Origin of the sequence: Streptomyces sp. NPDC096136 (assembly GCF_044763325.1) — a bacterium.
Lineage (GTDB): Bacteria > Actinomycetota > Actinomycetes > Streptomycetales > Streptomycetaceae > Streptomyces.
In genome coordinates this window covers 267238-292050 of sequence record NZ_JBIWFZ010000002.1, presented here as the reverse complement: position 1 = coordinate 292050, position 24813 = coordinate 267238, and the positions used below count along the sequence as shown (strand labels likewise).

Sequence of the window (24813 nt, the reverse complement as noted above, 5' to 3'; positions counted from 1 at the left end):
AAGCCCCCCGTGTTCGCACCGTCCGCCTCGCTCGCGGACGCAGTCGATCATCCCACGCAGGAGCGGGACCCTCGTCCGCAGCCGTGCGGCCGGCCGGGCGCAGGGGCGCCGGAACGCCCCCGGGCCTGGGGAACGCCCGTGGGCGGTGGTGCCGGTGACCTGCGGTCAGGCCGAGAACGTGGCGGCGTGCAGGACGAGGTAGAGCGTGACGGCCGAGTTGGCCGAGGAGAGCGCCGAGACCGTCGCACCCCCCGCGGCCGTCCACACGGCGAGTCCGACCGCGGTGAAGACGGGCGGCCAGGCGCGGCCCGCCGGCGCGGGGGCGAGCAGGGCGGCCACGCGCCGGGGAACGGGGCCCGCCGCCGCGAACCGGGTCAGCCCGGGCGTCGGCGTGCCGCGCGAGACCAGCGCGGCCTTCCCGATGGCACGCGCCACCGTCTTGCGGCTGCCGACGTGCGCGGCGGCCTCCTCGTCCGCCCACCGCTCCGCCGTGTACGTGACCGCCGTACGCAGGGGCCGGAGGAACGGATGGGCCCGCGCCGCCAACCGCACGGTCAGCAGCACCCGGTCGTGGCGGCCCGCCAGATGGGCGCGCTCATGGGCGAACAGGGCCCTGCGCTCACGGGAGGTGAGGGCCGACAGCATGCCGGTGCTCGCCACCACCCGGCCGGGCCGGCCGGGGAGGGCGTACGCGTACGGCGCGTCGTCCCGCAGGACCACCACGGGACCGGGGCGCGCCGTGCCCAGCGCCGCCCCGGCGTCGCGGTGCACCCGGCGGTGCCGCCACGCGGTGCCCGCGCAGGACGCCAGCACGGTGAGCAGGACCGGGATGGCCAGCCGGCCGGCGACTTCGTCGTACCGGAGGGCGTCGCGCACCTCCGGGTCGGACCAGCCGTCCGGCAGCGGGTTGCCCGGGAGCTGCGCGGTGCCGACCACCATGACCAGGCCCAGGCACAGGGTGCTGCAACAGGCCAGCACCGCGGCGATGGCGGTCAGGAGCAGGGTGGCGGTACGCGGGTGCAGGTGCTGTTCGGCGAGGCGGGCGATCGGCCAGGCGGTGAAGGGGAGGACGAGCGGCAGGAAGACGAAGACCCCCATGGCGTCAGTCCTCCCCCTCCCCGTCCGCCTGGGCCAGCAGATCGCGCAACAGCTGCTCGTCCCCCGCGGGCAGCGCGGTGACGAAGCTGGTCAGGACCGCCTCCCGGTCCGCCTCGCCGTCGAGCACCTTCCGCATCCGGATCGCCGCCAGCCCGGAGCCGTCGGCGACGGGCGTCCACCGGAACGACCGCCCCACGCGCTCGCGCGCGACGGCACCCTTGGCCTGCAGGCGGGTCAGGATGGTCATGACGGTCGTGTAGGCGATACCCCCGCCGATCCGCTCCTGGACCCAGGCCGCGGTGACCGGTTCGCCGGCCCCGCCGAGGGCCGCCAGCACCTGGACCTCCAACTCGCCCTGCCCGCGTCTGCGGGACTGCCGGTCGTCACCGCCCCCGTCGCTCACGTTCACCCGTCGACCTCCTGTGGATCCGGCGCCCGTCCGCCGGTGATGGCGGTCCATCGTACTGAGCCGGCGCGCGACGGCCGCAGGAGGAGGGGCCGGCCGGTGCAGGCCGGGGCCGGCCCCTCCCGTGCGTCACCGGCCGGTCAGACCAGGGAGGGGGCGGGTGCGGGCGCGGGGGCCGTCGGAGAGCTGCGCCGCGGGTGGTCCAGGGGCGGCTGCCGCGGCAGTGCCACGGGCGGTTCGGTGTCCGTCAGCAGGGCGATCAGCGAGGTGCGGGCGCGGGCCACGCGGGAGCGGACCGTGCCGATGGGGCAGCCGAGCGCCACGGCGGCGTCGGCGTAGGGGAGGCCGAGGAGCTGGGTGAGGACGAAGGCCTCGCGGCGTTCGGCCGGGATCGCGGCCAGGAGCTCCGCGAGGGCGACGCCGTCGTCGAAGCCGGGAAGGCCGTACGGCTGGCTCTGTTCGGCGGCGGTCTGCCAGTCGTACCGGTCCGACACGCGCGGGCGGGCGGCGGCGTGGCGCACGCTGTCGACGACGGTGCGCCGGGCGATGGACAGGATCCAGGTGCGGGCGCAGGAGCGGCCTTCGAACCGGGGGAGCGCGGCCAGCGCGCGCAGGAACACGTCCTGGGTCAGGTCGTCGGCCGCTTGGCGGTCCGCGCTGAGGTACGCCACGTAACGCCAGACGTCGCGGTGCAGCGCGCGGACGAACCGGTCCGCCTTCGCGGGGTCGCCGTCGCGCGCGGCGAGGGCCAGTCGGGTCACCTCCGCGTCGGAGTCCGGGGTGTGCCGGGCCGGCCTTTCGCCGGCGGGACGGGGCTGGGTGTGCAGGGCAGGAGTCATCGCCACAGGTCCTTAGGGGCAAGGTGTCCGGCTCCGCGCACGGCGGGGCCGGTGAAGGGGGTACGGCCGGCCGGAGGGCATGGCCGATGCCCGAGGGGCGGCGGGCGGCGGAAGGGCCGTCAGCGCCCGCTCGGGGAGCCGGCTGTCACAGGACAGCGGTTCCCGTCGGCGGACCCCGTGAGGTGATGGCGTGGACGAGGAACAGCTGCGGGAGCGCGCGGTCGCGCCGTACCCGGCGCACGCGGATGCGCGGCGCGGCGGGAACGGGGGCGAGGGCGAGGAGGAGCCGCAGCGGCGTCCAGAGCCGGCCCGCGACGGCGCGCAGGAGGCGGAAGGCGCCCCGCTCGCCGTGGGCCAGCCACAGGCCGCACAGCAGCGCGGCCAGCAAGTGGGCCGCGAGCATCCCCGTCGGCGACATGCCGGCCATGTCGTGGCCGCCAGGGGGCACGGGGGTGCCGGCGGCAGCGGACGCGGCATCGACCATGCCCGGCATGACCGGCATGTCATGCATCCCAGTCATGCCGGGCATATCGCTCATGCCGTGCGGGGCGTGCGCGGCGACGTCCGGGGCGGACGGCGCCGCCCCCGCGGCGTCCGCGCACATCAGGTACGCGGCCCATCGGCGGGCGAACGGCGTGCCGGACGGCAGTGGCGGGTGCAGGACCGACTGGGCCAGGGAGAAGCCCGAGTGGAGCACGGCCTGGACGGCGACCGTCGCCCCGATCACGGTGAGCGGACCGCGTTCACGGCGCGCGAGGCACCAGGCCGCGGCCGCCGTGCCGGCGAACGCTGCGGACACGGCCCACCAGGGCACGTCCGTGCCGGACATGAGCACGTGGCCGACGGCCGCGAGCAGCACGCAGACGGCTGCGAACATCGCAGCCCGTACGGCTCGTAAACAGTGGCCTGGTGTCATGGCGAGTTCATCCTCGCACCGGCCCTCCGGGCCGCGCAGGGGGGTGCGCGGTTCCCGACGGGTTCTCGACTCGTCCTGTGGCGCGCGGTGTCGGCCGCTCCGACCGGTGTGGCGCAGGGCAGAGGGAACGCGGGGCGGGCACGCCTACGAGGGCCCCGCGGGAGGCGTATTGACGACCCCGAAGGGGATGTGGACGCTGGGCGTCGCCGGCGCGGTGCCGTTCAGGTGCGAGACCTGGTCGTCGAAGAAGATGTGCGGGTCCAGGGCGCTCATCACGGCGGCCTTGTCGACGCCGCCGAGGAAGAAGGCGTCGTTGACCCGCAGCCCCCACTGCCCGAGGCTCCGCACGGCACGCTCGTGCGCGGGGGCGTCGCGAGCGGTGACCAGGGACACGCGCAGGCGCGGCCGATAGGCGGGATCCTTGCGCCGCTGCTCCTCCTCGTGGCGCTGGATGCGGTTGATGCCCGCGAGGAACTCGCCCAGCGGGCCCGGGTCGTGGGGAGTGGCCGCGTTGCGCACCTCGTGCGCGCGGAACTCCTCCAGGCCGGAGCTCTGGAAGACGCGCTCGGCGGAGTCTCCCGCCAGCACTCCGTCGAAGTCGAAGGCGATGCGCAGTTCGGGGTCGGCCTCGTCGTCGACGCGTGCGGTGTCGAGCACGTGCCCCGCCGGCAGCCCCTGCGCCACGGCCTCGCGGACATCGGCCTCGTTGGCCGACAGGAAGAGCGACATGTTCAGTGCCGGCATGAACCGGTACGACGGACGGCCCTGCCGGAAGACCGCCCGGCTGATGGGCAGGCCGTGCGCTTCGATCGAACGCATGACGCGCATGCCGGTGTCCGGGTCGTTGCGGGACAGGATGATGACTTCGACCAGGGGATCGGACGGAGCCGCGAGATCGTTCAACGACAGGAGGCGCCGGACGAAGGGGAAGGCCACGCCCTTGGCCAGGACGTCGTCCAGATGGGCCTGTTGATGCACCCGGTAGGCGTCCTCCCCCTCCTCCCGGAACACGGCGTCACCCTCGGTGAGGTCGAACAGGGCGCTGGAAGCGATCCCCACCACCAGGCGGTCGGACAGGTCGTATCTCATGACGCCCCTTCCTGGCACGCATGCTTCACGGGGAATGGTTATCACCCCGCCGCATATGTCGAAAACATGTGCCCATCCTGCCTCGTGGCCGTATCCTGAGACGGGCTCCGCGGGCACTGCGGCGCCGTCATCAACGCATGTCCCGTGGACGCCGGGTACCGGATACCGGGCGAACCACCGGGAGCCGAGAGTGATCAGTCTGGCCGCAGCGGGCGGAGTGGCCCTGGTCGAACTGGGCATGGCCCTGACCCCGGGACCGAACATGATCCACCTCGCCTCCCGCGCGATGACCCAGGGCCGCAGGGCGGGCCTGGTCAGCCTGAGCGGGACCGCCGTGGGGTTCGTGTGCTACCTGCTGGCCGCGGCCGCCGGACTGTCCGCGCTGTTCGCGGCCGTGCCGCTGGCGTTCACGGTGGTCAAGCTCGCCGGAGCCGCCTACCTGGCCCACCTGGCCTGGGGCATGCTCAAGCCCGGCGGCCGCTCACCCTTCGATCCGGCCCGGGACCTGCCGCCCGTCTCCGATGCCCGCCTGTTCACGACGGGGCTCCTGACCAACCTGCTCAACCCCAAGATCGCTCTCATGTACGCCGCTCTCCTGCCCCAGTTCCTGGATCCGCAGGCGGGGTCGGCCGGGGCGCAGCTGCTGCAGCTCGGTGGGGTGCAGATCGTCGTGGGAATCTCCGTGAACGCACTGATCATGCTCGGTGCGGCACGGGTGTCGGGGTTCCTGGCCGCCCGGCCCCGGGTGATGACCGCCCAGCGGTTCGCCGCGGGCGGCGCGCTCGGCGTCTACGCGCTGCGCACCGCCCTGTCCCGTACGCCGGTCTCTGCCTGAGTCCGCCTCCCACCCGCCCTCCGGCCCGGTCCGCGTGGCAACGCGTCCTCGACCAGGGCAAGTCGGCTGCAAGCGGGGTGCAACCACGGTCCGGACAGTGGGTTCCATGACGTCGAACCACACATCCGAGTCCACCGTCCACCCCTACACCCGCGAGATGGCGATGATCCACCAGGTGTTCCGCCGCGAATCGCGCCTGCTGGCCGAGCTGGTCCAGGACGTACGCCCCGCGGACACCGCCCGCGCCCGCGTCCTCGCCGAGCACTGGCGGCAGTACGCCGTCGGCCTGCACGCCCACCACACCGGTGAGGACGAGATGCTCTGGCCGGTCCTCCTGCCCCACCTGGACCTCGACGCCGAGCAGGTCCTGGCGATGGAGGCGCAGCACCGCGAGCTCGACGAGGGGATCACCGAGGTCCGGGGCCTGATGGACCGGTGGCAGGACCAGGCCCTGCCCGCCGACCGCGACGAGCTCGCCGAGGCGCTGCGCCGCCACCACCGGCAGCTGTGCGCCCACCTCGACGAGGAGGAGCGGCAGGTCATGCCGCTGGTCGCGCTCCACGTGAACGAGGGGCAGTGGCAGGCGGTGGGGGAGCGGGGGCTGGCCGAGACGCCGAAGAACCGCCTGATGATCGCCCTGGGCGCCATCCTGGAGGACAGCTCGCCCCAGGAGCGCCAGGAGTTCATGGCCCGGCTGCCCCTGCCGGCCCGGGTGCTGTGGCGGCTGCTCGGACAGCGGCAGTACCGCCGGGAGACCGACCGGGTCCGCGGCGGCCGACGCGCCTGAGCCTGACGCCCCGCCCCCTCCCCGCGCGCCGGTTGATCCGGCCCGCCCCCGCACCCGTCCCGTACCGATAGAGGAACCCGCACCGATGCGCATCGGATTCTCCGTCCCCCAGTTCGGCCCCTTCGCCGACCCCGACCGCACCGCCGCCCTGTGCACCGCGCTCGAAGCCCTGGGCTGCCACAGCCTCTGGGTGGCCGACCGGCTCCTGGCACCCCTCACCCCCGCCGAGGGATATCCCGGCGGGAAGGAGATGCCCGTCCGCTACGCCACCCACCTCGACCCGCTGCTCGCCCTGGGCCTGGCGGCCACGGCCACCGAACGGGTCCGCCTCGGCAGCAGCACCCTCAACGCGCTCTGGCAGCCGCCCCTCGTCCTCGCCCGGGCGCTGACCACCCTCGACCTGATCAGCCACGGCCGCCTCGACGTGGGCATCGGGCTCGGCTGGATGCGCGAGGAGTACACGGCCGCCGGCGTGCCGTGGCAGGGCCGCGGCGCGCGGCTGGAGGAGACCCTCGACGTCCTCGACGCCGTATGGCGCTCCGAACGGGTCGTCCACACAGGCCCCCTGTGGACGATCCCCGAGTCGACGGTCCTGCCCAAGCCCGTGCAGACCCCGAGGCCGCCGGTCCTGCTGGGCGGCTTCACCCCGTACGCCCTGGAGCGGGTCGGCCGGCGCGCCGAGGGCTGGCTCGCGGCGTCGATGCCGCTGCCCTACCTCCAGGGCCTGTGGGCGGTCGCCGTCGAGGCCGCCGAGAGGGCCGGGCGGGACGCGGCGGCCCTGCGCCGCGTCTTCCGCGTGAACCCCGAGATCACCGCGGCACCCGCCGACCCGGCGGAGACCCACCACCGCGGGACCGTCCGCCAGCTCTGCGACCACCTCAGGCTGATGTGCTCGGCCGAGACCGACGAGGTGCTCGTGGACCTCCAGCTGACGACGGACTCGCCGCAGGAGTACCTCGACCGCGCGGCGGAGTTCATGGCCGAACTGGCCGAGTCGTGGGACGAGCGGGACCGGCTGGTCTGCACGGAGCGAGCCGTGTGAGGGGTCACGGCCGCGGCGCCCTACGCGGGCCCGGGTGAGAGGGAGGCGAGCCCGGTCCGGGCGGCCTCCCTCCACAGGGGGGAGTCCCACGCGGCCGCCACCCGGGCGGCCTCGCGGTAGTGGTGCCGGGCCCGTTCGGGGCGGTCCAGGAACCGGGCCAGGTCGCCCAGGGTCTGGGCGACCGGCCGGAAGACGAGGCTGAGGCTGCTCGCGCCGCCCGCCAGCCCCTCCAGCGGCAGCAGGTCCTCGTACACCTCCTCGGCCGCCTCCCGGTCGCCGAAGGCGACGGCGGCGGTCCCGCGCAGCCCGGACAGGATGGGGTAGGCGAAGTCGCGCCGCAGCGGCACGCGCTGCCCGAAGACCTCCCGGGCCTCTTCGGGACGGCCGGCGGCCAGCAGCGCGAGCGCGGTGAGGGACTCGTTGTGCGGCCCGTAGCGCTCCCACACCGCGAGCAGTACGGGCAGCATCTCGGCCAGCCGGCCCTGTTGCAGCCGCATGCACCCGACGCCCAGGGCGGCCAGACCGCTGAGGTCCACCGCACCGCGGGCCCGCAGCTCGTCCACCGCGGCCCCCAGGGCCTGCTCCGCCTCCTCGAAGCGCCCCCGCGCCATGGCCACCATGGGGTGGCGCAGCCTGCCCACCGCGAACGCGCCCTGCAGCTCGTACGTACGGGCGATCCGGTCCGCGGCGACGAGGCAGCGCTCCATCTCCGCCGGGTCGTTGCGGGCGGCGGCGATCCGGGCGGCGATGTAGGCGCTCATCCAGGAGTACTCGGGGCTGTCCTGGGCCTCGGCCACCTCGGCGAGTTCACGGTGCAGCTCCAGGTAGGCGGCGGGGTCGAGTTCGACGTCGACCTTGCGCAGCAGCGAGGTGAGGGTCAGGCCCCGCAGCCGGGGCTCCCCGAGGGTGCGGGCGAGGTCCACGGCCTGCCGGGCCGCGGCCGCGGCGCGGGGATCGGTGTCGTCGAGGGCGTCGGCCAGCTGGTCGAGGAGCAGGCACCGCCGGTCGTCGGACAGCCCCGGGTCCGCCAGCAGTTCCCCGAGCTCCGCGACGGCCTGCGGGTCCGACGCCGCGTACGGGCGCACGCGCCAGGGCGTCGGCTCCGTCCAGGTGGTGTACGCGGCGGTCAGCAGATCGGGCCGACCCTCCGAACGGGCCATCCTTACGGCCCGCTCCTGTGCCTCGCGCGCCGGCACCACGGCCCCCATCCGGATCCGGCAGTCCACCAGCTGCCCCAGCAGCATCACCCGCAGCAGGGCGGCGTCCTGATCGGCGAAGGCGGCGGGATGGTCGCCGAGCAGGGCGAGGGCCGCGTCCAGCAGGGCCTCGGCATTCTGCGGGGCGTAGCGCCGCACCGCCTGCTCGCAGGCCAGGCGGGCGTGACGGACCGCCGGACCCGCGTCGGCGCTCACCACGGCGGCCGCCCGCAGGAGGTGGTGGGCGGTGGCGGCGACGTCGTCCGAGCCGAGGGCGATCAGCGCCCTGCCCAGACGGGAGTGCATCCGGGCCAGCCGCAGGCGCGTGAGGTCACCCTCCAGGGCGTCCCGTACGAGGGCGTGGGTGAAACGTACCGTGCCCGGACGGGGTTCGGTGAGCAGCCCGGCGGTGACGCCCGCGTCCAGGGCGTCGAGGAGCTGCTCGCCGCCGCTGTCCGCGGCGTGGAGGAGGAGGGCCACGGGGGACTCGCGTCCGGCGACGGCCGCCAGCCGCAGCCCGGCCGTGACGGTCGGCGCGAGCAGCGCCAGCCGCCGCCGCAGCACCTCCTGCACCCCCTGCGGGACGCGGGCGAGTGCCTGCTCCTCTCCCTCGCCGGCCAGCAGGAGCGAACTCTCCCGCAAGTGGAAGGGGTTGCCGCCGGCACGCTCCGCCAGGGCCGCCGCCGCGTGATCGCTCATACCGGCCGCCCCGCGCCGCAGCAGCTCCTCGGCCTGCGCCGATGACAGCCCGCCGAGCGCCAGCCGTACGGGCGAGCAGGCGGCCAGCCGTGCCAGCGCACCGGTGAGATCGCCCTCACCGGTGCGGTACGAGCCCACCAGGAGCAGCGGTACGTCGCGCAGCCGCTCGGCGCAGAGCAGGAACAGCTCGACGCTCTCCTGATCGCCGCGGTGCAGGTCGTCCAGTACGACGGCCAGCGGTCGCCGCAGCGCCGCCTCCCGGAGCCAGCCGAGCAGCGCCCGGTGCAGGCGGAACCGCCCGGCCGGGCTGCCGTCGGGCTGACCGGAGGCGCCCGCCGTCCCCGGTGCCAGGAGCGGGGTGAGCTCGTCGGCGTACGGGCCCGGCGGGGCGTCCTGCGCCAGGCCCGGCAGCATGTCGAACCAGGCCCGGCCGGGCGGGGCGCCGTCGGTCTCCGGGCAGTGGCCGGAACCCACCAGCCATCCCTGCTCGGGCAGTTGGTGTACGACGGCTTCCAGGAGGCTCGACTTGCCGATGCCGGGCTCACCGGAGACGAGGACCACCTGGGCGCGGCCTCCCCGTGCCCGGTCCGCGGCGCCGGCCAGCGCGGCCAGCTCCCCGTCGCGGCCCAGGAGCCGGCCGGCGGCGAGGACCGTCGGCGTCCCGGGAGCCCCGTCGGCACGGGCCCGTACCGCCTGCTCCTCGGGCCGTACGCCGGGCGCGGCGGGCGCCACCACGACCGGCGCGGGCGTTCCGGTCGCCCGGCGGAGTACGTCCAGGCGCTGGTGGAGCAGGGCCTGTTCCAGTTCCAGCAGGGCGGGACCGGGTTCGACGCCGAGCTCCTCGCCCAGGACGTTCCGGGCCTCCCGCAGCGAGGCCAGGGCGTCGCCCTGGCGGTCGCGGGCCCACAGCGCGAGGGCCAGCAGCCGCCAGCCCTCCTCGTGCAGGGGCTGCTCGTGGGTCAGCGCGCCCGCCTCGTCGAGGGCCCGGGCGGCCTGCCCGCAGCCCAGCCGGGCCGCGGCGAGCCGCTCGCGGGCGGTGCGGCGGACCTCCTCCAGCCGGGTGCGCTCGCCGGCGGTCCACGGCTCGTCCGAGAACTCCGCGTACGGCTGACCGCCCCAGGTGGCGAGGACCCCGGCGAGCTCCTCGGCGGCCGCACGGGCGGGCAGTTCCGGTACCGAGCAGGCCGCCACGCGGTCCTCGAACACCCAGGCGTCGACCGCGTCGGGTTCCACGGCCAGGGCGTAGCCGTAGGGCGCGCTGACCAGGAGCCGCGCGGGCGTTCGCGGCGCGCGGTCCGGTTCGAGGGCGCGCCGCAGCCGCGCGATGTAGGCGTGCAGCGAGGTCTGGGCGCTGGAGGGGACGCGGGCCGGCCACAGTCGCTCGACGATCAGCTCCGTGGGCACGACCGACCCGCGGGCGAGCAGGAGTTGGGCCAGGACCATGCGGGGGAGCCGGCCACCCGTATCGACCGTGCGGCCGTCGCGTTCGACCCGGAACGGGCCGAGCACCTTCAAAGTGATCATGACGGGTACATGGTAGGCGGCCCCGATCGGGTCCGGGGACCGTGCACCCATGGGCCCGTCGGGCGATCCAGGGGGCGACCGGTGTGCTGTCGCCCCCCGGACGAAGCCGCGTTGCCCCTCCGCTCGCCCCGGGGACCTCGTACTCCCCGGGGCGAGCGGTCAGGCGGTGCAGCGGATCATGGTGAGCGGCGGGTTCGCGTCGTGGTCCGCCCAGAATTCCTTTCCGAACTGCGCGACTCCGGCCTCCGAGACGTGCAGCGGGACCCACTCGATGCCGGTGAAGCCGGCCGCCGTGAGCGTCTGCTCGTAGGTCTCCTCGGACGGCACGGTGGCCTCGAACGAGACCGGTGGGTCGAGGAGGGCGGTGAGCCGGATGCCCGCGCCGATCTCGTCGTCCTTGCCGGTGGACTCGCACAGGAACCCGTACTTCGCGAGCGACGGGCCGTCGAAGTCGAAGTCCGGGTTCTGGACGAACAGGAAGAACGAGCCGCCGTCGACGAGGCTGCGCCGGATGTTGCGCATCATCCGCTCGATCTCGGCGACATCGTTCGCGTAGTTGAACGCCTGCACGGCGATGGCGACGTCGAACGGCTCGTCGAACGCGCGCAGGGTGGCCGTGTCGGCGACCTCGTACGCGACGCCCAGCGGCTCGGCCCGCTCGAGGGCGTCGGCCGTGTCGACCATGGCGCCGGAGATGTCGAAGCCGAACACGCGTGACGCGCCCCGGCGCTTGAGCTCACGGCTGTAGAAGCCGGTACCGCAGGCGATGTCGAGTACGGACTTCCCGGTGACGTCGCCCACCAGGGCGAGGAAGCTCGGTACCTCGGCGTAGCGAATGACGGGCAGGGTCTTGAAGCCTTCGAAAGCCTCACCGATGCCGTCGTACAACTGACCACTCATCGTGGTGGTTCCCCCTCGATTTGTGGCGTCGGCTCTCAGGACGAGCCGCGGCCCTCGATGGAGAGTCTCGTGTGTCGCCCACATGACTTCGAACTGGCGGAAACTACGAACCTCCCGCAGGTTTCGGCGAGATGAATCCAACCGCCGCATGGCGCGCCCTCAGGTCGTGGGGGCGCCCTCTCGCCCCGGTCGTCGCACGGGTCGTGTCGATGGTGCTCGGCTCCGGCGCGGCGTCGGCCGGCGCCGCGCCCCGCCCGGCCCGCCCGCCGCGGCGACGCGGATGCCGCCGGGATGGTGGTGCTCGCTCCGGACGGTCGGTTGTGCCTACCATCGTCGGTGTCTGCGAGGGGAGCCGTACATGAGTACCGCGAAGGACCTGTTCGTCATCGCGACCGACCCGAAGGCGGAGCGGCCCGTGGGGCAGGGCGATCTCTCGCTCGCCCTCGCGGGAGCGGAGCTGATCGATCTGATCGGGGCGGGGACCGTCACCCTGGACGGCGACCGCATCGTGCCGGGCGGGACGGCGACTCCCACCGACCCGCTCCTGGCCGAGGCCGAGTCGGCCCTCACCCGGACCACGCCCTACGAGCGGGTCGAGGACTGGCTGTGGCGGCGGGGCCGGGACCTCGCCACCACCTACCTCACCTCCCTGGAGGAGGACGGGCAGCTCGTCCGCACGCGCGGCGGCCGCTCGCCGGTCGGGGCCGACCACGTGGAACCGGCCGACACCCCCGACCGCCGGCGCGCCCTCGACCGGCGCGCACGCCACGAACCCGTGCTCGCCGTCCTCGCCACGGCCGTGGGCCTCGACGACCCCCAGCCCGGAACCGACGCCGAGGCCGCCCCCGGGGACGAAGCGGTCACCACCGTCCTGGCCGTCGTCCACGACGCGGTGATGGAGCTGGAGGCCGTGCGCCAGAGGCGGTCCATCGAGAAGGCGGCCTTCGCCAACGTCTGGCGCGCCTGACCCTTTCCCGAGCGGTCAGAACGGCTTGGTGGGAAGGTACTTGCCGTCCAGGGTGATGACGGCACGCTCGCCGCCCTCGGGGTCGGCGACCTTCTTCACGTCGAGCCTGAAGTTGATCGCGGAGATGATGCCGTCGCCGAACTGCTCGTGGACCAGGGCCTTGAGGGTCGTCCCGTAGACCTGGAGCATCTCGTAGAACCGGTACATCGTCGGATCGGTCGGGATGCGGTTCGGCATCGAACCGCGGACCGGGACGGTCTGGAGCAGCAGCGCCGCGTCCCCGTCCAGGCCCAGCAGCTCGGTCACGGCCTTGGCGGCCCCCTCCGGCAGCGGGTGCTGTCCGAGGACGGCGGCGGTGGTGAAGGCCACCGACAGCCCGGAGGCGTCGGCGATCTGCTGCCAGGAGAGGTTCCTACGGGTCTTGGCCTCCACGGCGGTGGCCGCGAGGGCCTCACGGGCGGTCGGGTCGAACTGGGCGTGCAGCATGATCAATACGTCCTTTTCTCATGAGCCACCCCACGAGCGGCGGCGGGGTGGAGCGGAACGGATGGGGGCGGGGCGGCACCGGAGTTCCCGGCGGCCCGCCGGGGGCGGGACGGCGGAGCCGGGAGGATCAGGCGACGAGCGTGCGGCCGGGGGCGGTCAGGTCCTCCACGCGGCCGGTGGGGATGTCGTAGACCCACCCGTGCAGGGAGAGCTCCCCCTGCGCCAGGGCGCGGGCGACCGAGGGGTGGGTGGCCAGGTTCGCCAGTTGGTCGAGCACGTTCTGCCGGACCAGGGCGGGAACGTCACCGGCGGCGGTGGTGCGGGACCGGGAGGGTCGCGCGTGCCGCAGCCAAGCGGCGACCGCCGGGGCCCCGCTCAGGTCGTGGCCCTCGGCGAGGGCGGTCATCGCACCGCACCCGGAGTGGCCGCAGACCACGATCTCCTCCACGCCCAGGGAGGCGACGGCGTACTCGACGCTCGCCGCCACCCCGTCGGCCGCGGGGCCGTGGGCGGGCGCCAGGTTGCCGGCGGTGCGGATGACGAACAGGTCACCCGGCTCGGAGCCGGTGATCAGCTCCGGCACGACACGGGCGTCGGAGCAGCCGATGAACAGGGTGCGCGGTGTGTGATGCGCGGCAAGGTGTGCGAAGAGCTCCGCCTTGGCCGGGAAGACGTCCCGCTGGAAACGGGCGACGCCGTGGGCCAGGTTCTGCACGGTCACTCCCTCCGAGTGGTGGTCGGCCCCTGCGGGCCGCTGAAATCCACCATGCATGACCTGCATCTATAGTGTCCAAGAGTCAATATGCCTGGAACTCATAGCTCGCATCTATAGTCGTGGTCATGGCCGCTCTCGAACTGCGTCACCTGCGCTATCTCCTCGCCGTGGCCGAACACGGCAGCTTCACCCGCGCCGCCGAGGACCTGCACGTCTCGCAGCCCACGCTCTCCCAGCAGGTCAAGCAGCTGGAGCGGGCCCTGGACGTGCAGCTACTGGACCGCACCGGTCGCACCGTGCGGCTCACCGATGCGGGAGCCGTCTACGCCGACCACGCCCGCCGCGCGCTGCGCGACCTGGCCGCCGCCGAACGGGCCGTCCACGACCTCCAGGACCTCTCCCGGGGGCACCTGCGCCTGGGCGTCACCCCGACCTTCACGGCCTACCTGGTCGGCCCGCTCGCCGCCGAGCTCCACGCCCGGCATCCCGGCGTCGGCCTCACCCTGACGGAGATGACCCAGGACCGCATCGAAGCCGCCCTGCTCGCCGACGAACTCGACCTCGGCATCGCCTTCGCCGGCCCCCACCTGCCCGGCATCAGCGCCACCGGGCTGTTCACCGAGACCCTCACCCTCGTCACCGCCACCCCGCGCGCGCGGACGATGCCCACGCCCCTGCCGGTCCACGCCCTCAAGGACGAGCAACTCGCCCTGTTCACCGGCGGTTTCGCCACCCGCAGCCACATCGAGGCCTACTTCGCCCGGCACGGGGCCCAGCCACGCATCACGGTCGAGGCCAACTCCATCCAGGCCCTCACCGAGATCGTCCGCCGCACCGGCCTGGCCACCGTCCTGCCCCAGGCCATCGCCGACGGCCACCCCCACCTCACCCCCGTCCCCCTCGACCCTCCCCTCCCGACCCGCACCGTCGTCCTCCTGCACCGCGAGGGCGCCTACCGCAGCGCGGCCGCCCGCGCCTTCACCGGGATCGCCCGCGACCACGCCCGCACCCACGGCCTCACGTCCGCCCCGTAGCGCGGGACCGGCGCGGCGACGGGCACGGTGGGTGGGGGGCGCGGCGGGGGCGCGACCACCACACCGCGCCGCAGACCGTCCGGCCCGCGTCGTCAGACGGTCGCGCGCGGACACGGTGGGCCAGGACCGGGGTGGCGGACCTCAGAGGGAGCCGACGACCTTGCGCGGGGTGATGCGGACGACCACGCGCGTGTTGTCGTCGCCGGACGCGGGGTTGAAGTCGGCGTAGTCCTTGCCGGTGTACTTGCGGGAGAGCTCGTCGATCAGCTCCTGTCCGCCCTCGGTCGAGAGCTCCGCCGTGCCGCGGATCTCGGCGTAGGTGTACGGGGCGTTGTGCGGGTTGATCAGCACGGTCACGCGCGGGTCGCGGCGCAGGTTCTTCTCCTTGCGGCGTCCGACGGTGGTGGAGACGAGCAGGTCGTCGCCGTCGCGGGCGAGCCAGGTGACGGACACCTGAGGGCTGCCGTCGGGCTGGATCGTGGCGACGGAGGCGAAGACCGGGGTGTCGTCCACGATCTTCTTCAGGTCCTCGGAGAGCGCAGCCGTCACGGTCGGTTCCTTTCCTGGGAGGGCGCCGCCCTCGGGGTGGGCGACGAGAACAGCTTGCGAAGACCGCCGGACTCCAGGCAAGCCGCGAACCGCCGCCCGCCATCCGCCAGGAGGGGGCCCGAGGCGCCGGATTCCGCTGGGGGCGGCCGGACGGGGACCCCCGGCGACCGGTCGAAGGCCAGGGGCCGGTTCACCCGATCGGTCCGACGCCGGCCGTGGGCCGCGGCTCGGCCCGACGGCGGCGAGGGGGCGGCGGGGAGGCGGCAGGGCGGCGGTCCGGGGTCACCGGTCAGGGTGCAATCCACGGCGCCCGCGCGCGTTCGGCGGGGCCGGGGACCACCCGTTCTCTAGCGTGATCCGGGAACGATCCCGGCAGGCCTCTGCCGGTATCCCGGTCCTACGGAGGAACCTTGACCGTCTCCCTCGTCGAGCTCACCGGCGACTACGTGATCGACCCCGCCCACACCCGGATCGGGTTCGTCGCCCGCCACGCCATGGTGACCAAGGTCCGCGGTGCCTTCCACCGGTTCGAGGGCACCGCCCACCTGGACGGCGCCGACCCGGCCAAGTCCTCCGCCCAGGTGGTCATCCGGACCGAGAGCATCGACACCGGTGTGGAACAGCGCGACCAGCACCTGCGCACCAACGACTTCCTCGACGCCCCCAACTTCCCCGACATCACCTTCCGCACCAGCAAGATCGAGGCGAAGTCCGACACCGACTACCGGGTCACCGGCGACCTCACCATCAAGGACACCACCAAGCCGGTCACCATCGACTTCGAGTACACCGGCAACGCCGTCGACCCCTACGGCAACCTGCGCGTCGGCCTCGAAGGCTCGGTGACCGTCTCCCGCAAGGACTTCGGCATCACCTGGAACGCGGCCCTGGAAGGCGGCGGCGTCCTGGTCGGCGACAAGATCGTCCTGGAGTTCGACATCTCCGCGATCAAGCAGGGCTAGCCGCACCCCCGGAAACGATCACGCGGCGCGGTCCTCGACGTCGGGCCCGCGCCGCCACGGGCCGAAGGCCAGGGCCCCGAACGAGGCCCGTTCGACGATTTGTCCTTGTCTGGGGACATATGCGTCTTGGCCGCCCCCGGGAGGGGCGGGCGGCAGAAGCGTAAAGAGTTCGCCAAGCCGGCCTCCGGGCGTGGTAGGCGGTCGGTTCCTGTACGCCTGTCCTGCATGAATGCGCATTCGAATACGCGAGGACTGCGAGCGGGTGGGATCGCCCGAGCGTGTCGCAATTCCCTATAACTGGACATTCAGCCCAAATTCCTGTGCGTGACAGAAGTCATTCCCCATAGATCGTCATTGCCCGGCGCGAGCGAATTTGCACATAGTTGCCACTGCTATTGCCTCCCTCGGTCATCCGGGCACCGCTCCGCGGCCGGGCGGGGAATCATGCCGATCACACAGTGGAAGGGACGTGCGCCGATGAAGACCGCGCCCCAGCGGCTGCGCGCCGGTCTGGCCGCCGGAGCGGCCCTCGTCGTCCTGTCGTGGGCCGCCCGGCTGCAGCCGTCCGCCCGCCCCGACGACCTCATCGGGGCGGGCGCGCACCTCGCGGGCCTCCTCGCCGGCTACGGCATCCTGGTCATGCTCTTCCTGATGGCGCGCGTCCCCGCGGTCGAGCACGGCATCGGCGCCGACCGCCTGGCCCGCTGGCACGCCTTCGGCGGCCGGTGGGTGCTGCTCCTCTGCGGAGCCCACGGGCTCCTCGCCCTCCTCGTGTACGCCCTGCGCAGCGGGACCGACCTGCTCACCGCCAACGGGGACCTCCTCCGGTACCCGGCCGTGGCCGCCGCCTACGCCGGAGCCGCGCTGCTGGCCTGCGTGGGCCTGGTCTCCGCCAGGGCCGTACGCCGCCGGATCCCGCACGAGGCCTGGCGCGGCATCCATCTGCTCACCTATGTCGCCGCCGCCCTCGGCTTCGTCCACCAGCTCGCCGGCCCCGATGTCGCCGTCACGTCCCTCACCACCTGGTTCTGGGCCCTGCTGCACACCGTCGTCGGCGTCCTGCTCGTCTGGTACCGGGGGTTCGTGCCGGTCCGCCAGGCGCTGCGGCACGGGCTGCGCGTCGCCACCGTCGAGCGCGAGGGCCCCGACGTGGTCTCCGTGACCATCCAGGGCGGTCGGCTCCGCGAGCTCCGGGCCGAGCCGGGCCAGTTCTTCCGCTGGCGCTTCATGCGGCGCGGCCTGTGGCACACCGCCCTGCCGTTCTCGCTCTCCGCGCCCGCCCGCGACGACCGCCTCCGCATCACCGTGAAGGCGCTCGGAGCGCATTCCCGGCGAGTCCGGAGGCTGCGCCCCGGCACCCGGGTGCTGGCGACCGGACCGTTCGGCGCGCTCACCCGGCGGCGGCGCACCCGCCCGAAGGTGCTGCTGATCGCCGGGGGCATCGGGATCACGCCCATGCGCGCGCTGTTCGAGGCGCTGCCGGCCGGCCCCGGCGACCTCACGCTGCTCTACCGGGCGGGCGACGCCGGCCAGCTGGTCCTGCGGGACGAGCTGGAAGCCATCGCGGCCGAGCGCCGGGCCGCCCTGCACTACCTGGTGGGACGCTCCGACGACGCCTACGACCCGCTCGCACCGCAGGCGCTGCGCTCGCTCGTCCCCGACCTGTCCGACCACGACGTCTATCTCTGCGGGCCGCCCGCAATGGCCGATGCCACGACCGCGGCGCTGATCCGGGCGGGCGTCCCCTCCGGGCGGATCCATTCCGAGTGCTTCACCTACTGAGGACCCTGAGCCTGCGATGAACCAGCCGACGCACCATCCGGTGGGACCGTGGCCGGGCCGGCCGGCCGGCCCGTACCCCACCCCTCGCGAACCCGTCCCCGAGCGCGCCGCCACCCCGCCCGCCGGGGCGCCCCCGAAGGGCCGCCGGACGGACGCCCGGCACCGCAGGCCCTCGCGCTCGGGCCGGCTCGCCGTCGGCCTCGCCCTGGTCAGCGTGCTGGCCGCGACGGGCATCACGCTGACGGTCGAGCCGGCCGCACCGGCCCCGGGCGGACGCCCGCACGCCCCGTCCGCCCGCTGACCGCCCCGGCCCGAGCCGGTACCCCGGCAGGTACTGCATGCCCCGCGCGCCGAACCCGTCGTACTGGCCGCCGGTGAGGACGGCGCCGAACCGCGGCACGGCATATCAGGTACCGGCCGGTCCAGGTCTCGCCGCCGCCGGTTGCTTCCGCTGACGGTCCGTGCTCTCGTCCGACGAGGACGCTCCCGGCTCGCGGACCCGTTCGGCGTTGGCGACCCCCATGACGGTCGCGGCCGCCCGGCACTGGTCGTCGCTCAGCCCCTCGATCTCCTCCTCGGTCAGCTTCCGCCCCTTCAGGGCGTCGACGAGGGGGAGGAAGTGCTCGGCCGGGTGCCCGGCATGTCCTCGGCCCGCTCCCAGATGGCCAGGAAGGCCGTCCGCAGGCAGGCCGCCAGTGCGGGGTGCTCGATGAAGAGGGCGGTGGTGGTGCGGGTCTCGGCCACCGGGTCGGGCATGTCGCACAGCACCAGCGAGGCGTCGGCGACGACGAGTTTGATCGGGAGCGCGGGGGCGAAGCGGGACTCCTCGCCCGCCGCGGCGAACCGCCGTACGTTCTCCAGGACCTCGCCGTCCGCGAGCGCGTCGTGGGTGTAGACGGCGCGCGCGGTTCCCCCGGCCCCGCGCAGCCGGCGGACCGCCTCGATGCCCTCGGTGTTGGCCGGGGGAGCGACGAAGGGGGGTTTGCAGAGGCTGAGGAGCTCCCGCGCGGCCTGTTCCTGGATGCTCGCGAACCGTGCGGCGATGGCCCGCGGGTCACGGAGCACCTCGATGTAGTCGAGCGGGTCGGTGTGCGTCCGGCCGTCGTTCCAGACCGGCGACAGGGCCCGGGTGAGCGCCACCGACACCTGGTCCAGGCGTTCCAGGGACTGCCGCTGACGGGCCATCAGCCGGGCCAGTGCCAGCTCGGGGGCCACGGCCGAGAAGGCGGTGACCCGGCCCGGACGCGGTACGGCGAGCTGCCGCCGCACGAGGGCGTCGAGTACGTCGTAGACGCGCTGGCGGGGTACCTGCGCGGCCCGCGCCGCCTCGGCGGCGGTGTAGGACTCCCGCCGGACGAGCGCGAGGTAGACCAGCGCCTCGTAACGGGAAAGCCCCAGGGATACCAGATCGTTGACCGCGCCGTCGTCCAACTCCATGGAAAGACACGGTATAGGCGGCCAACACCGAACCAGAGCCAACCCTTTGCCCTTGGCCGGGTGTCCCCTTGGCCGGAATCTCCATACCTTCGGCGTTGGCCACCACTGCACGTGGTGACAGCACGCGCACCGCCGTACTCGCACCAGCGCACCCCCGCGTCGCCTTTCCGGGACGGCACCCATGAGGTTCAAATGTCATGGACCTGCCATGCCTGGAATCCCGGCGACGCGGCACCCAACCCCCCATGGAGGGCAGTTCCTTGCGCAACGCCCTGTCCCAGCGCGCCGCACGGCTCGGCCGCCGCGGCGCGACCGCCTTACTCTCGGCGGCAGCCCTGGTCTCCGCAGGCATGCTCGCTTTCGCCTCCCCGTCCGCCGCCGCGGCCGGCCCCTCGGCCGCCGCGGGCACCGCTGCGGCATCCGTGCAGACCAGACGGCTGTGCTCCGAGCCGGCCAAGCCCGACTTCATGGCCTGCCACGCCCTCGCCCGCACCGACGTCCCGCGGCACGCGAGCCTCGCGCCGGGCCTGGTCCCCTCCGGCTACGGGCCCGCCGACCTGCAGAGCGCGTACGCCCTGCCGGCCGCCGCAGGAGCCGGCGCCACGGTCGCCGTCATCGACGCCTACGACGACCCGAACGCCGAGTCCGACCTGGCCGCCTACCGCTCGCAGTACGGCCTGCCGGCCTGCACCACGGCCAACGGCTGCTTCCGCAAGGTCGACCAGAACGGCGGCACGAGCTATCCGACCGCCGACTCCGGCTGGGCCGGCGAGATCTCCCTCGACGTGGACATGGTCAGCGCCGTCTGCCCGCAGTGCCACATCCTCCTCGTCGAAGCGGCCCAGCCGTCCATGGAAGACCTGGGCGCCGCCGTGAACCGTGCCGTCACCATGGGCGCCAAGTACGTCTCCAACAGCTACGGCGGCGGCGAGGACTCCACCGACCCCGCCTCCGACGCCTCCTACTTCAACCACCCCGGGGTGGCCATCACCGTCAGCTCCGGCGACAGCGGCTACGGCGTCGAGTACCCGGCCGCCTCCCAGTACGTCACCGCCGTCGGCGGCACCTCCCTCAGCCGAGCGGGCGGCACGTCCCGCGGCTGGTCCGAGAGCGTCTGGGGCACCGCGTCCGGCGGCAACGGCGCCGGCTCCGGCTGCTCGGCCTACACCACCAAGCCCTCCTGGCAGACCGACACCGGCTGCGCCAAGCGCACCGTCGCCGACGTGTCCGCCGTCGCCGACCCGGCCACCGGCCTCGCGGTCTACGACAGCTACCAGGCCGGCGGCTGGAACGTCTACGGCGGCACCAGCGCCTCGGCGCCCATCATCGCCTCCGTGTACGCCCTGGCGGGCACCCCGGCCGCCGGCTCCACCCCGTCGTCCTTCCCCTACGCCCACACCGCCTCGCTCAACGACGTGACCTCCGGCGCCAACGGCTCCTGCGGCGGCGGCTACCTGTGCACCGCCAAGTCCGGGTACGACGGCCCGACCGGCCTCGGCACCCCGCAGGGCACCGCGGCCTTCACCGCAGGCACCACCGGCGGCAACACCGTCACCGTGACCAACCCCGGCAACCGCTCCACCCCCGTCGGCACCGCCGCCACCCTGCAGATCCAGGCCACGGACTCCGCGAGCGGCCAGACCCTCGCCTACAGCGCCACCGGCCTCCCGCCCGGCCTGTCCGTCAACGCCTCCACCGGCCTGATCAGCGGCACGCCCACCACCGCGGGCACCTACAACGTGACGGTCAGCGCGAAGGACACCACCAACGCGAGCGGCAGCGCCTCGTTCACCTGGACCGTCACGCCCACCGGCGGCTGCACCCCGGCGCAGCTCCTCGGCAACCAGGGCTTCGAATCCGGCACCGCCCCCTGGACCGCCAGCGCCGGCGTCATCGACGGCGGCACGGGTGAGGCCGCGCACGCCGGGTCCTGGAAGGCCTGGCTCGACGGCTACGGCTCCACCCACACCGACTCGCTCTCCCAGACGGTGGCGATCCCGGCCGGCTGCCACGCCACCCTCAGCTTCTACCTGCACATCGACACCGCCGAGACGACCACCGGCGTCGCCTACGACAAGCTCGGAGTCCAGGCCGACTCCACCACCCTGGCCGCCTACTCCAACCTCGACAAGAACTCCGGCTACGCGCAGAAGACCTTCGACCTGTCCTCCTTCGCGGGGCGGACCGTCACGGTCAAGTTCACCGGAACCGAGGACTCCAGCCTGCAGACCTCGTTCGTGATCGACGACACGGCCCTCACCACCGGCTGATCCCACGCCGGCACGCGGCGGGCCGCCGCACCCCTGCGGCGGCCCGCCGCTCCGCGCGCGATCGCGGTTCCGGTGGCCCGGCCGCGCGGTTCCGTCAACGCCGGGGGCGCCGTCCCCCCCTGCCGCGAACCTGTGCCCCTGCCGCCGCGGCGGGCCGCGGAGGGCGGCGGGCGCCGGATGCCGCGCCCGGTCCCGGTCGCCCGCCCGACAGGGGGACCCCGGCCGTCACCCCTAGGATGGCGAGGGTGACGGCAACATCCACTGACATCGACAAGGCAGCCGGCGTGCTGCGCGCAGGCGGCCTGGTGGCCCTCCCGACCGAGACGGTCTACGGACTGGCCGCCAACGCGGAGGACCCCGTCGCCGTCTCGCGCATCTTCCAGGCCAAGGGACGCCCGCCCTCCCACCCGCTGATCGTCCACATCGCGGCCGCGGAGCACCTGGACGACTGGGTCGAGGACGTGCCCCCGGCAGCCCGCCTGCTGGCCGAGCACTTCTGGCCGGGACCCCTCACGCTCGTCCTGCGGCGAGGGCCCCGCGTGCCGCTGGAAGCGACCGGGGGCCTCCAGACGGTCGCCGTGCGCGTGCCCGACCACCCCGTCGCACGCGAACTGCTCCACGCCTTCGGCGGCGGCGTCACGGCCCCGTCCGCCAACCGCTTCGGCTCCGTCAGCCCCACCACCGCGGACGACGTCCGCGCCGAGCTCGGCGACGCCGTCGACTTCGTACTGGACGGCGGCCCCTGCGAGGTCGGCGTCGAGTCCACCATCGTCGACGCGACCGCGGACGTCCCGACGATCCTGCGCCCCGGCGGGGTGACCCGGGAGGACCTCGAATCCGTGCTGGGACACCCGCTCGCGGTCCCCTCGACCGGCGGCGTCCGGGTGCCCGGCCAGCACCCGTCCCACTACGCGCCGCGGGCGCGCGTCGTCCTCGTCGAACCGGACGAGGTCGTCGCCGCATCGGAGGAGGCACAGGAGCGGGGGCACCGGGTGGGCGTCTTCCTCCCGCCGTCCTTCGCCGGTGCTCCGGTGAAGGCGCACGCCGTGGTCGCCCTCCCCGCCTCCGCGGCCGCCTACGCACGCGGGCTCTACGGGTACCTCCGGGAGCTGGACCAACAGGGCTGTGACCTCATCGTCGCCTCCCTGCCGCCGCAGCAGGGACTCGGCCTGGCGATCGCCAACCGGCTCCGCCGCGCCGCGGGGCCCCGCTCCACCCCGTGACGCGGCCGCCGCCGTCGGTCATGCGCGGTCGCGCCGCGCAGGGCCGCCGTCGGCCCGAGCGGCCCGGGGCGCCGGCCGGCCGTGGACCGTGAGGACGTCGTCGGCCCCTGTCATGCGTATCAGGCGGGCGACGGGGTTGCTGAGGGCGGTCAGTACGACGGACTTCCCGCCTGCCTGAGCCAGCCGGTGCAGGTCCAGGAGGATGTGCAGCCCCGAGCTGTCGCAGAAGGTGACGGCGGACAGGTCGACGTCGAGGCCGTCGCGGCTGGCGGCCAGACCCGCGGCGAGGTCCGTGTGCAGGCCGTCGACGTCGTCCATGTCGATTTCGCCGCGCACATGGGCCAGTACCCGCTGTGGACCGGGTTCGAAGGTCACGCTGACGACGGACGAGCGCAGGGTGCTGCTGAGGTCTGCTGCCGCCGGGGGCGGGCAGTCGGGGTGGGAGGTCATTGGCCTTGCTCCCTTCACAGCCCCGAGACATGGGGAAGAAAGCCGGGCAGGGATGGTGGGCGGGTCAGCCGTGCGGGCCGCGTTCACGGTGGCCGTCGTCCGGGGGAGGGGGGCCCGTCGCCCCGGTCGCCCCGTCGGGTGGGCCGGGGGCGATCAGGCGCAGGAGGTTCCCGATCTCGCGGTGGCCCTCGGCCGGGTGGCGGAAGAGGGTCCCGGGTGTGACCTCGTAGTGGTTGCGGCGTCCGTGGCGGACCCGGGTCAGGTATCCGGCGTGCTCCAGGTCGCCGACGATGGCCTGGGCCGCCCGTTCCGTGAGCCGGCAGCTGTCGGCGAGGTCCCGTAGGCGGACCTCGGGATTGCGGAGGATCATGGCCAGGATCCGGGCGTGCTGTGTGACGAACGTCCAGCTGGTCCGAGGCTCTGCCGACTCCATGTCCGAAATCATGCGATTCGCCGTTCCGGTTTCGCCAGACCGGAAAACGAAATCCTCCGGAGGCGGACCGCCCCCGTCACCGCCCGGCGCCGGCCGGCCGTATCGGGGTCGCTGGTCCTCAGCCGCACGGCTCGCGTTCGCCGGGCGCGCGGCGTAGCGTCGTGCGGGTGCTGCCGCTCGGGCCCGGCCGGCGCCCGGCGTCGTGTGAGGGAGGGTGTCGGATCGTGGAGCGGTTGTCGTTCGCCAGTGGCAGCCTGAGCGAGACGGAGGCGTTCCTCTCCTCCGCCTACACGCCGATGCGCATCGGAGGCCGCCCCGAGCGGACCGGAACGCGGGTCGAGCGGCGCGCGGCCGAGGGGCTGGTCCTGGACGAACTCGCCTTCGACTACACGATGGCCTACGACGCCGGCTGCCTGGAGCGGATCTGCCTCCTGACGATCCACGAGGGCACGGTCGTCGACACCACCGGTGGCAGGGAGGAGATCCACGGCCCCGGAGAGACCTTCCTCATCTCCCAGCCGGACCGGCCGTACACGGGCGAAGTGAGGTCCGCCTCCTACACGATCACCATGTTCGACCCCGACGTCCTCACCCGCGTGGCCGACGGTCCCGGCCCCGTGCGCCTGACCGGGCAGCGCGCGCACAGCCCCGACGGCGACCGGCTCCTGGCACGGACCGTCGCCTACCTCCGCGACGACGTCATGGCCACAGCCGCGGCCGAACAGCCGCTCGTCGTCGCCACCGCCGTCCGTCTCCTGGCCGCGGCCGCCCTGGCCTCCTTCCCCCACACGGGCCTCGAAGACGTCCCCAGCCGGACCGACGGCCGCGCAGCCACCAGCGACACGCTGCGCCGCGCGATCGACTTCATCGAGGGCAACGCCCACCGCGACATCGGCCTCGCCGAGATCGCCGCCTCGATCCCCGTCACCCCCCGAGCCGTCCAGTACGCCTTCAACCGGCACGCCCGGACCACGCCCCTCGCCTACCTCCGACGGGTCCGCCTCGCCCGCGCCCACGCGGAGCTGAAGACCGCCGATCCCACCACCGCCTCGGTCACCGCGATCGCCGCGAAATGGGGCTTCGGGAACTGCGGCCGGTTCGCCGGGGCACACCGCGCCGCCTACGGCGTCAGCCCGGGCGCCCTGCTCCGCGGTCGCCGGTGACGGGGCTGCGG

General features: G+C 74.0%; 24 protein-coding genes. 11 read left to right on the top strand and 13 right to left on the bottom strand.

Annotated elements, in window-relative coordinates; translation table 11 throughout:
• Positions 1 to 165 precede the first annotated feature (165 nt).
• The 5 genes from ACIRBY_RS04400 to ACIRBY_RS04380 all read right to left on the bottom strand — a co-directional run bounded on the left by ACIRBY_RS04400 (position 166) and on the right by ACIRBY_RS04380 (position 4348).
• Entirely contained in the window at positions 166 to 1098 is a 933-nt protein-coding gene (locus tag ACIRBY_RS04400; RefSeq protein WP_403895941.1) for a M56 family metallopeptidase, read from the bottom strand.
• A gap of 4 nt (positions 1099 to 1102) precedes the next feature.
• Entirely contained in the window at positions 1103 to 1507 is a 405-nt protein-coding gene (locus ACIRBY_RS04395; protein WP_403895938.1) for a BlaI/MecI/CopY family transcriptional regulator, read from the bottom strand.
• A gap of 137 nt (positions 1508 to 1644) precedes the next feature.
• Positions 1645 to 2343, bottom strand: coding sequence for a sigma-70 family RNA polymerase sigma factor (locus tag ACIRBY_RS04390; RefSeq protein ID WP_403895935.1), 699 nt, complete (start codon positions 2341 to 2343; stop codon positions 1645 to 1647).
• Between the two features lie 145 nt (positions 2344 to 2488).
• The gene (locus ACIRBY_RS04385; protein ID WP_403895932.1) at positions 2489 to 3259 is read right to left on the bottom strand and encodes a hypothetical protein; all 771 of its coding nucleotides are present in this window, start codon (positions 3257 to 3259) and stop codon (positions 2489 to 2491) included.
• A 144-nt stretch (positions 3260 to 3403) separates the two neighbouring features.
• A complete protein-coding gene (locus ACIRBY_RS04380) occupies positions 3404 to 4348 on the bottom strand; it encodes a 5'-nucleotidase (RefSeq protein WP_403895929.1) in 945 nt (314 codons plus the stop codon).
• 190 nt (positions 4349 to 4538) lie between these two features.
• Between ACIRBY_RS04380 and ACIRBY_RS04375 the strand changes: the two genes are divergently transcribed.
• The 3 genes from ACIRBY_RS04375 to ACIRBY_RS04365 all read left to right on the top strand — a co-directional run bounded on the left by ACIRBY_RS04375 (position 4539) and on the right by ACIRBY_RS04365 (position 7012).
• Positions 4539 to 5183 carry a LysE family translocator gene (locus ACIRBY_RS04375; RefSeq protein WP_403895927.1) on the top strand — a complete coding sequence of 215 codons (645 nt, stop codon included), beginning with the start codon at positions 4539 to 4541 and terminating at the stop codon, positions 5181 to 5183.
• Positions 5184 to 5289: 106 nt separating this feature from the next.
• A complete protein-coding gene (locus ACIRBY_RS04370) occupies positions 5290 to 5970 on the top strand; it encodes a hemerythrin domain-containing protein (RefSeq protein ID WP_403895924.1) in 681 nt (226 codons plus the stop codon).
• Between the two features lie 85 nt (positions 5971 to 6055).
• Positions 6056 to 7012: a TIGR03619 family F420-dependent LLM class oxidoreductase gene (locus tag ACIRBY_RS04365; protein WP_403895922.1), complete on the top strand. Its 957-nt coding sequence runs from the start codon at positions 6056 to 6058 to the stop codon at positions 7010 to 7012.
• A gap of 20 nt (positions 7013 to 7032) precedes the next feature.
• On the opposite strand, the gene ACIRBY_RS04360 is transcribed toward ACIRBY_RS04365, so the two are convergent.
• A complete protein-coding gene (locus ACIRBY_RS04360) occupies positions 7033 to 10431 on the bottom strand; it encodes a BTAD domain-containing putative transcriptional regulator (protein ID WP_403895919.1) in 3399 nt (1132 codons plus the stop codon).
• A 159-nt stretch (positions 10432 to 10590) separates the two neighbouring features.
• Entirely contained in the window at positions 10591 to 11331 is a 741-nt protein-coding gene (locus ACIRBY_RS04355; protein WP_403895916.1) for a class I SAM-dependent methyltransferase, read from the bottom strand.
• A gap of 358 nt (positions 11332 to 11689) precedes the next feature.
• Here ACIRBY_RS04355 and ACIRBY_RS04350 point away from each other — a divergent pair, with 358 nt between their 5' ends.
• Positions 11690 to 12298 carry a GPP34 family phosphoprotein gene (locus ACIRBY_RS04350; protein WP_403895913.1) on the top strand — a complete coding sequence of 203 codons (609 nt, stop codon included), beginning with the start codon at positions 11690 to 11692 and terminating at the stop codon, positions 12296 to 12298.
• Positions 12299 to 12313: 15 nt separating this feature from the next.
• On the opposite strand, the gene cynS is transcribed toward ACIRBY_RS04350, so the two are convergent.
• On the bottom strand, positions 12314 to 12784 hold the full coding sequence (cynS, locus tag ACIRBY_RS04345; protein WP_403895910.1) for a cyanase: 471 nt from the start codon (positions 12782 to 12784) through the stop codon (positions 12314 to 12316).
• A gap of 127 nt (positions 12785 to 12911) precedes the next feature.
• Positions 12912 to 13499: a carbonic anhydrase gene (locus ACIRBY_RS04340; RefSeq protein ID WP_403895907.1), complete on the bottom strand. Its 588-nt coding sequence runs from the start codon at positions 13497 to 13499 to the stop codon at positions 12912 to 12914.
• A 125-nt stretch (positions 13500 to 13624) separates the two neighbouring features.
• Between ACIRBY_RS04340 and cynR the strand changes: the two genes are divergently transcribed.
• The gene (cynR, locus tag ACIRBY_RS04335) at positions 13625 to 14533 is read left to right on the top strand and encodes a transcriptional regulator CynR (RefSeq protein ID WP_403895904.1); all 909 of its coding nucleotides are present in this window, start codon (positions 13625 to 13627) and stop codon (positions 14531 to 14533) included.
• A gap of 141 nt (positions 14534 to 14674) precedes the next feature.
• Here cynR and ACIRBY_RS04330 read toward each other — a convergent pair whose 3' ends face one another.
• The gene (locus tag ACIRBY_RS04330) at positions 14675 to 15082 is read right to left on the bottom strand and encodes a PPOX class F420-dependent oxidoreductase (RefSeq protein ID WP_403895902.1); all 408 of its coding nucleotides are present in this window, start codon (positions 15080 to 15082) and stop codon (positions 14675 to 14677) included.
• 410 nt (positions 15083 to 15492) lie between these two features.
• Between ACIRBY_RS04330 and ACIRBY_RS04325 the strand changes: the two genes are divergently transcribed.
• The 3 genes from ACIRBY_RS04325 to ACIRBY_RS04315 all read left to right on the top strand — a co-directional run bounded on the left by ACIRBY_RS04325 (position 15493) and on the right by ACIRBY_RS04315 (position 18127).
• Positions 15493 to 16044: a YceI family protein gene (locus tag ACIRBY_RS04325; RefSeq protein ID WP_403895899.1), complete on the top strand. Its 552-nt coding sequence runs from the start codon at positions 15493 to 15495 to the stop codon at positions 16042 to 16044.
• Between the two features lie 477 nt (positions 16045 to 16521).
• The gene (locus ACIRBY_RS04320; protein ID WP_403895896.1) at positions 16522 to 17826 is read left to right on the top strand and encodes a ferric reductase-like transmembrane domain-containing protein; all 1305 of its coding nucleotides are present in this window, start codon (positions 16522 to 16524) and stop codon (positions 17824 to 17826) included.
• Between the two features lie 16 nt (positions 17827 to 17842).
• Entirely contained in the window at positions 17843 to 18127 is a 285-nt protein-coding gene (locus ACIRBY_RS04315) for a hypothetical protein (RefSeq protein ID WP_403895893.1), read from the top strand.
• Between the two features lie 293 nt (positions 18128 to 18420).
• Here the strand turns inward: ACIRBY_RS04315 and ACIRBY_RS04310 are convergent, their stop codons facing one another.
• Positions 18421 to 19263 (bottom strand): TrmB family transcriptional regulator, encoded by an 843-nt coding sequence (locus tag ACIRBY_RS04310; protein WP_403895890.1) that lies wholly within the window; start codon positions 19261 to 19263, stop codon positions 18421 to 18423.
• Between the two features lie 245 nt (positions 19264 to 19508).
• Here ACIRBY_RS04310 and ACIRBY_RS04305 point away from each other — a divergent pair, with 245 nt between their 5' ends.
• Together ACIRBY_RS04305 and ACIRBY_RS04300 are read left to right on the top strand one after the other, a co-directional pair.
• Positions 19509 to 21533, top strand: coding sequence for a putative Ig domain-containing protein (locus ACIRBY_RS04305; protein ID WP_403895887.1), 2025 nt, complete (start codon positions 19509 to 19511; stop codon positions 21531 to 21533).
• A gap of 236 nt (positions 21534 to 21769) precedes the next feature.
• Positions 21770 to 22756: an L-threonylcarbamoyladenylate synthase gene (locus ACIRBY_RS04300; RefSeq protein ID WP_403895884.1), complete on the top strand. Its 987-nt coding sequence runs from the start codon at positions 21770 to 21772 to the stop codon at positions 22754 to 22756.
• Between the two features lie 18 nt (positions 22757 to 22774).
• Here the strand turns inward: ACIRBY_RS04300 and ACIRBY_RS04295 are convergent, their stop codons facing one another.
• Complete coding sequence (locus tag ACIRBY_RS04295; protein ID WP_403895881.1) at positions 22775 to 23206, bottom strand: STAS domain-containing protein; 432 nt, start codon at positions 23204 to 23206, stop codon at positions 22775 to 22777.
• A gap of 64 nt (positions 23207 to 23270) precedes the next feature.
• Positions 23271 to 23639 carry a helix-turn-helix transcriptional regulator gene (locus ACIRBY_RS04290; RefSeq protein ID WP_403895878.1) on the bottom strand — a complete coding sequence of 123 codons (369 nt, stop codon included), beginning with the start codon at positions 23637 to 23639 and terminating at the stop codon, positions 23271 to 23273.
• A gap of 224 nt (positions 23640 to 23863) precedes the next feature.
• Here ACIRBY_RS04290 and ACIRBY_RS04285 point away from each other — a divergent pair, with 224 nt between their 5' ends.
• Positions 23864 to 24802, top strand: coding sequence for a helix-turn-helix domain-containing protein (locus ACIRBY_RS04285; protein WP_403895876.1), 939 nt, complete (start codon positions 23864 to 23866; stop codon positions 24800 to 24802).
• Positions 24803 to 24813: the final 11 nt, after the last annotated feature.

What these genes read in the sequence shown, in the direction of transcription:
- ACIRBY_RS04385 (WP_403895932.1), bottom strand. Translation starts at nt 3,259, where the DNA reads ATGACACCAGGCCACTGTTTACGAGCCGTACGGGCTGCGATGTTCGCA.
- ACIRBY_RS04400 (WP_403895941.1), bottom strand. Translation starts at nt 1,098, where the DNA reads ATGGGGGTCTTCGTCTTCCTGCCGCTCGTCCTCCCCTTCACCGCCTGG.
- ACIRBY_RS04360 (WP_403895919.1), bottom strand. Translation starts at nt 10,431, where the DNA reads ATGATCACTTTGAAGGTGCTCGGCCCGTTCCGGGTCGAACGCGACGGC.
- ACIRBY_RS04300 (WP_403895884.1), top strand. Translation starts at nt 21,770, where the DNA reads ATGGCGAGGGTGACGGCAACATCCACTGACATCGACAAGGCAGCCGGC.
- ACIRBY_RS04290 (WP_403895878.1), bottom strand. Translation starts at nt 23,639, where the DNA reads ATGGAGTCGGCAGAGCCTCGGACCAGCTGGACGTTCGTCACACAGCAC.
- ACIRBY_RS04320 (WP_403895896.1), top strand. Translation starts at nt 16,522, where the DNA reads ATGAAGACCGCGCCCCAGCGGCTGCGCGCCGGTCTGGCCGCCGGAGCG.
- ACIRBY_RS04390 (WP_403895935.1), bottom strand. Translation starts at nt 2,343, where the DNA reads ATGACTCCTGCCCTGCACACCCAGCCCCGTCCCGCCGGCGAAAGGCCG.
- ACIRBY_RS04370 (WP_403895924.1), top strand. Translation starts at nt 5,290, where the DNA reads ATGACGTCGAACCACACATCCGAGTCCACCGTCCACCCCTACACCCGC.
- ACIRBY_RS04355 (WP_403895916.1), bottom strand. Translation starts at nt 11,331, where the DNA reads ATGAGTGGTCAGTTGTACGACGGCATCGGTGAGGCTTTCGAAGGCTTC.
- ACIRBY_RS04380 (WP_403895929.1), bottom strand. Translation starts at nt 4,348, where the DNA reads ATGAGATACGACCTGTCCGACCGCCTGGTGGTGGGGATCGCTTCCAGC.
- ACIRBY_RS04310 (WP_403895890.1), bottom strand. Translation starts at nt 19,263, where the DNA reads ATGGAGTTGGACGACGGCGCGGTCAACGATCTGGTATCCCTGGGGCTT.
- ACIRBY_RS04365 (WP_403895922.1), top strand. Translation starts at nt 6,056, where the DNA reads ATGCGCATCGGATTCTCCGTCCCCCAGTTCGGCCCCTTCGCCGACCCC.
- ACIRBY_RS04295 (WP_403895881.1), bottom strand. Translation starts at nt 23,206, where the DNA reads ATGACCTCCCACCCCGACTGCCCGCCCCCGGCGGCAGCAGACCTCAGC.
- ACIRBY_RS04315 (WP_403895893.1), top strand. Translation starts at nt 17,843, where the DNA reads ATGAACCAGCCGACGCACCATCCGGTGGGACCGTGGCCGGGCCGGCCG.
- ACIRBY_RS04350 (WP_403895913.1), top strand. Translation starts at nt 11,690, where the DNA reads ATGAGTACCGCGAAGGACCTGTTCGTCATCGCGACCGACCCGAAGGCG.
- cynR (WP_403895904.1), top strand. Translation starts at nt 13,625, where the DNA reads ATGGCCGCTCTCGAACTGCGTCACCTGCGCTATCTCCTCGCCGTGGCC.
- ACIRBY_RS04305 (WP_403895887.1), top strand. Translation starts at nt 19,509, where the DNA reads ATGGAGGGCAGTTCCTTGCGCAACGCCCTGTCCCAGCGCGCCGCACGG.
- cynS (WP_403895910.1), bottom strand. Translation starts at nt 12,784, where the DNA reads ATGCTGCACGCCCAGTTCGACCCGACCGCCCGTGAGGCCCTCGCGGCC.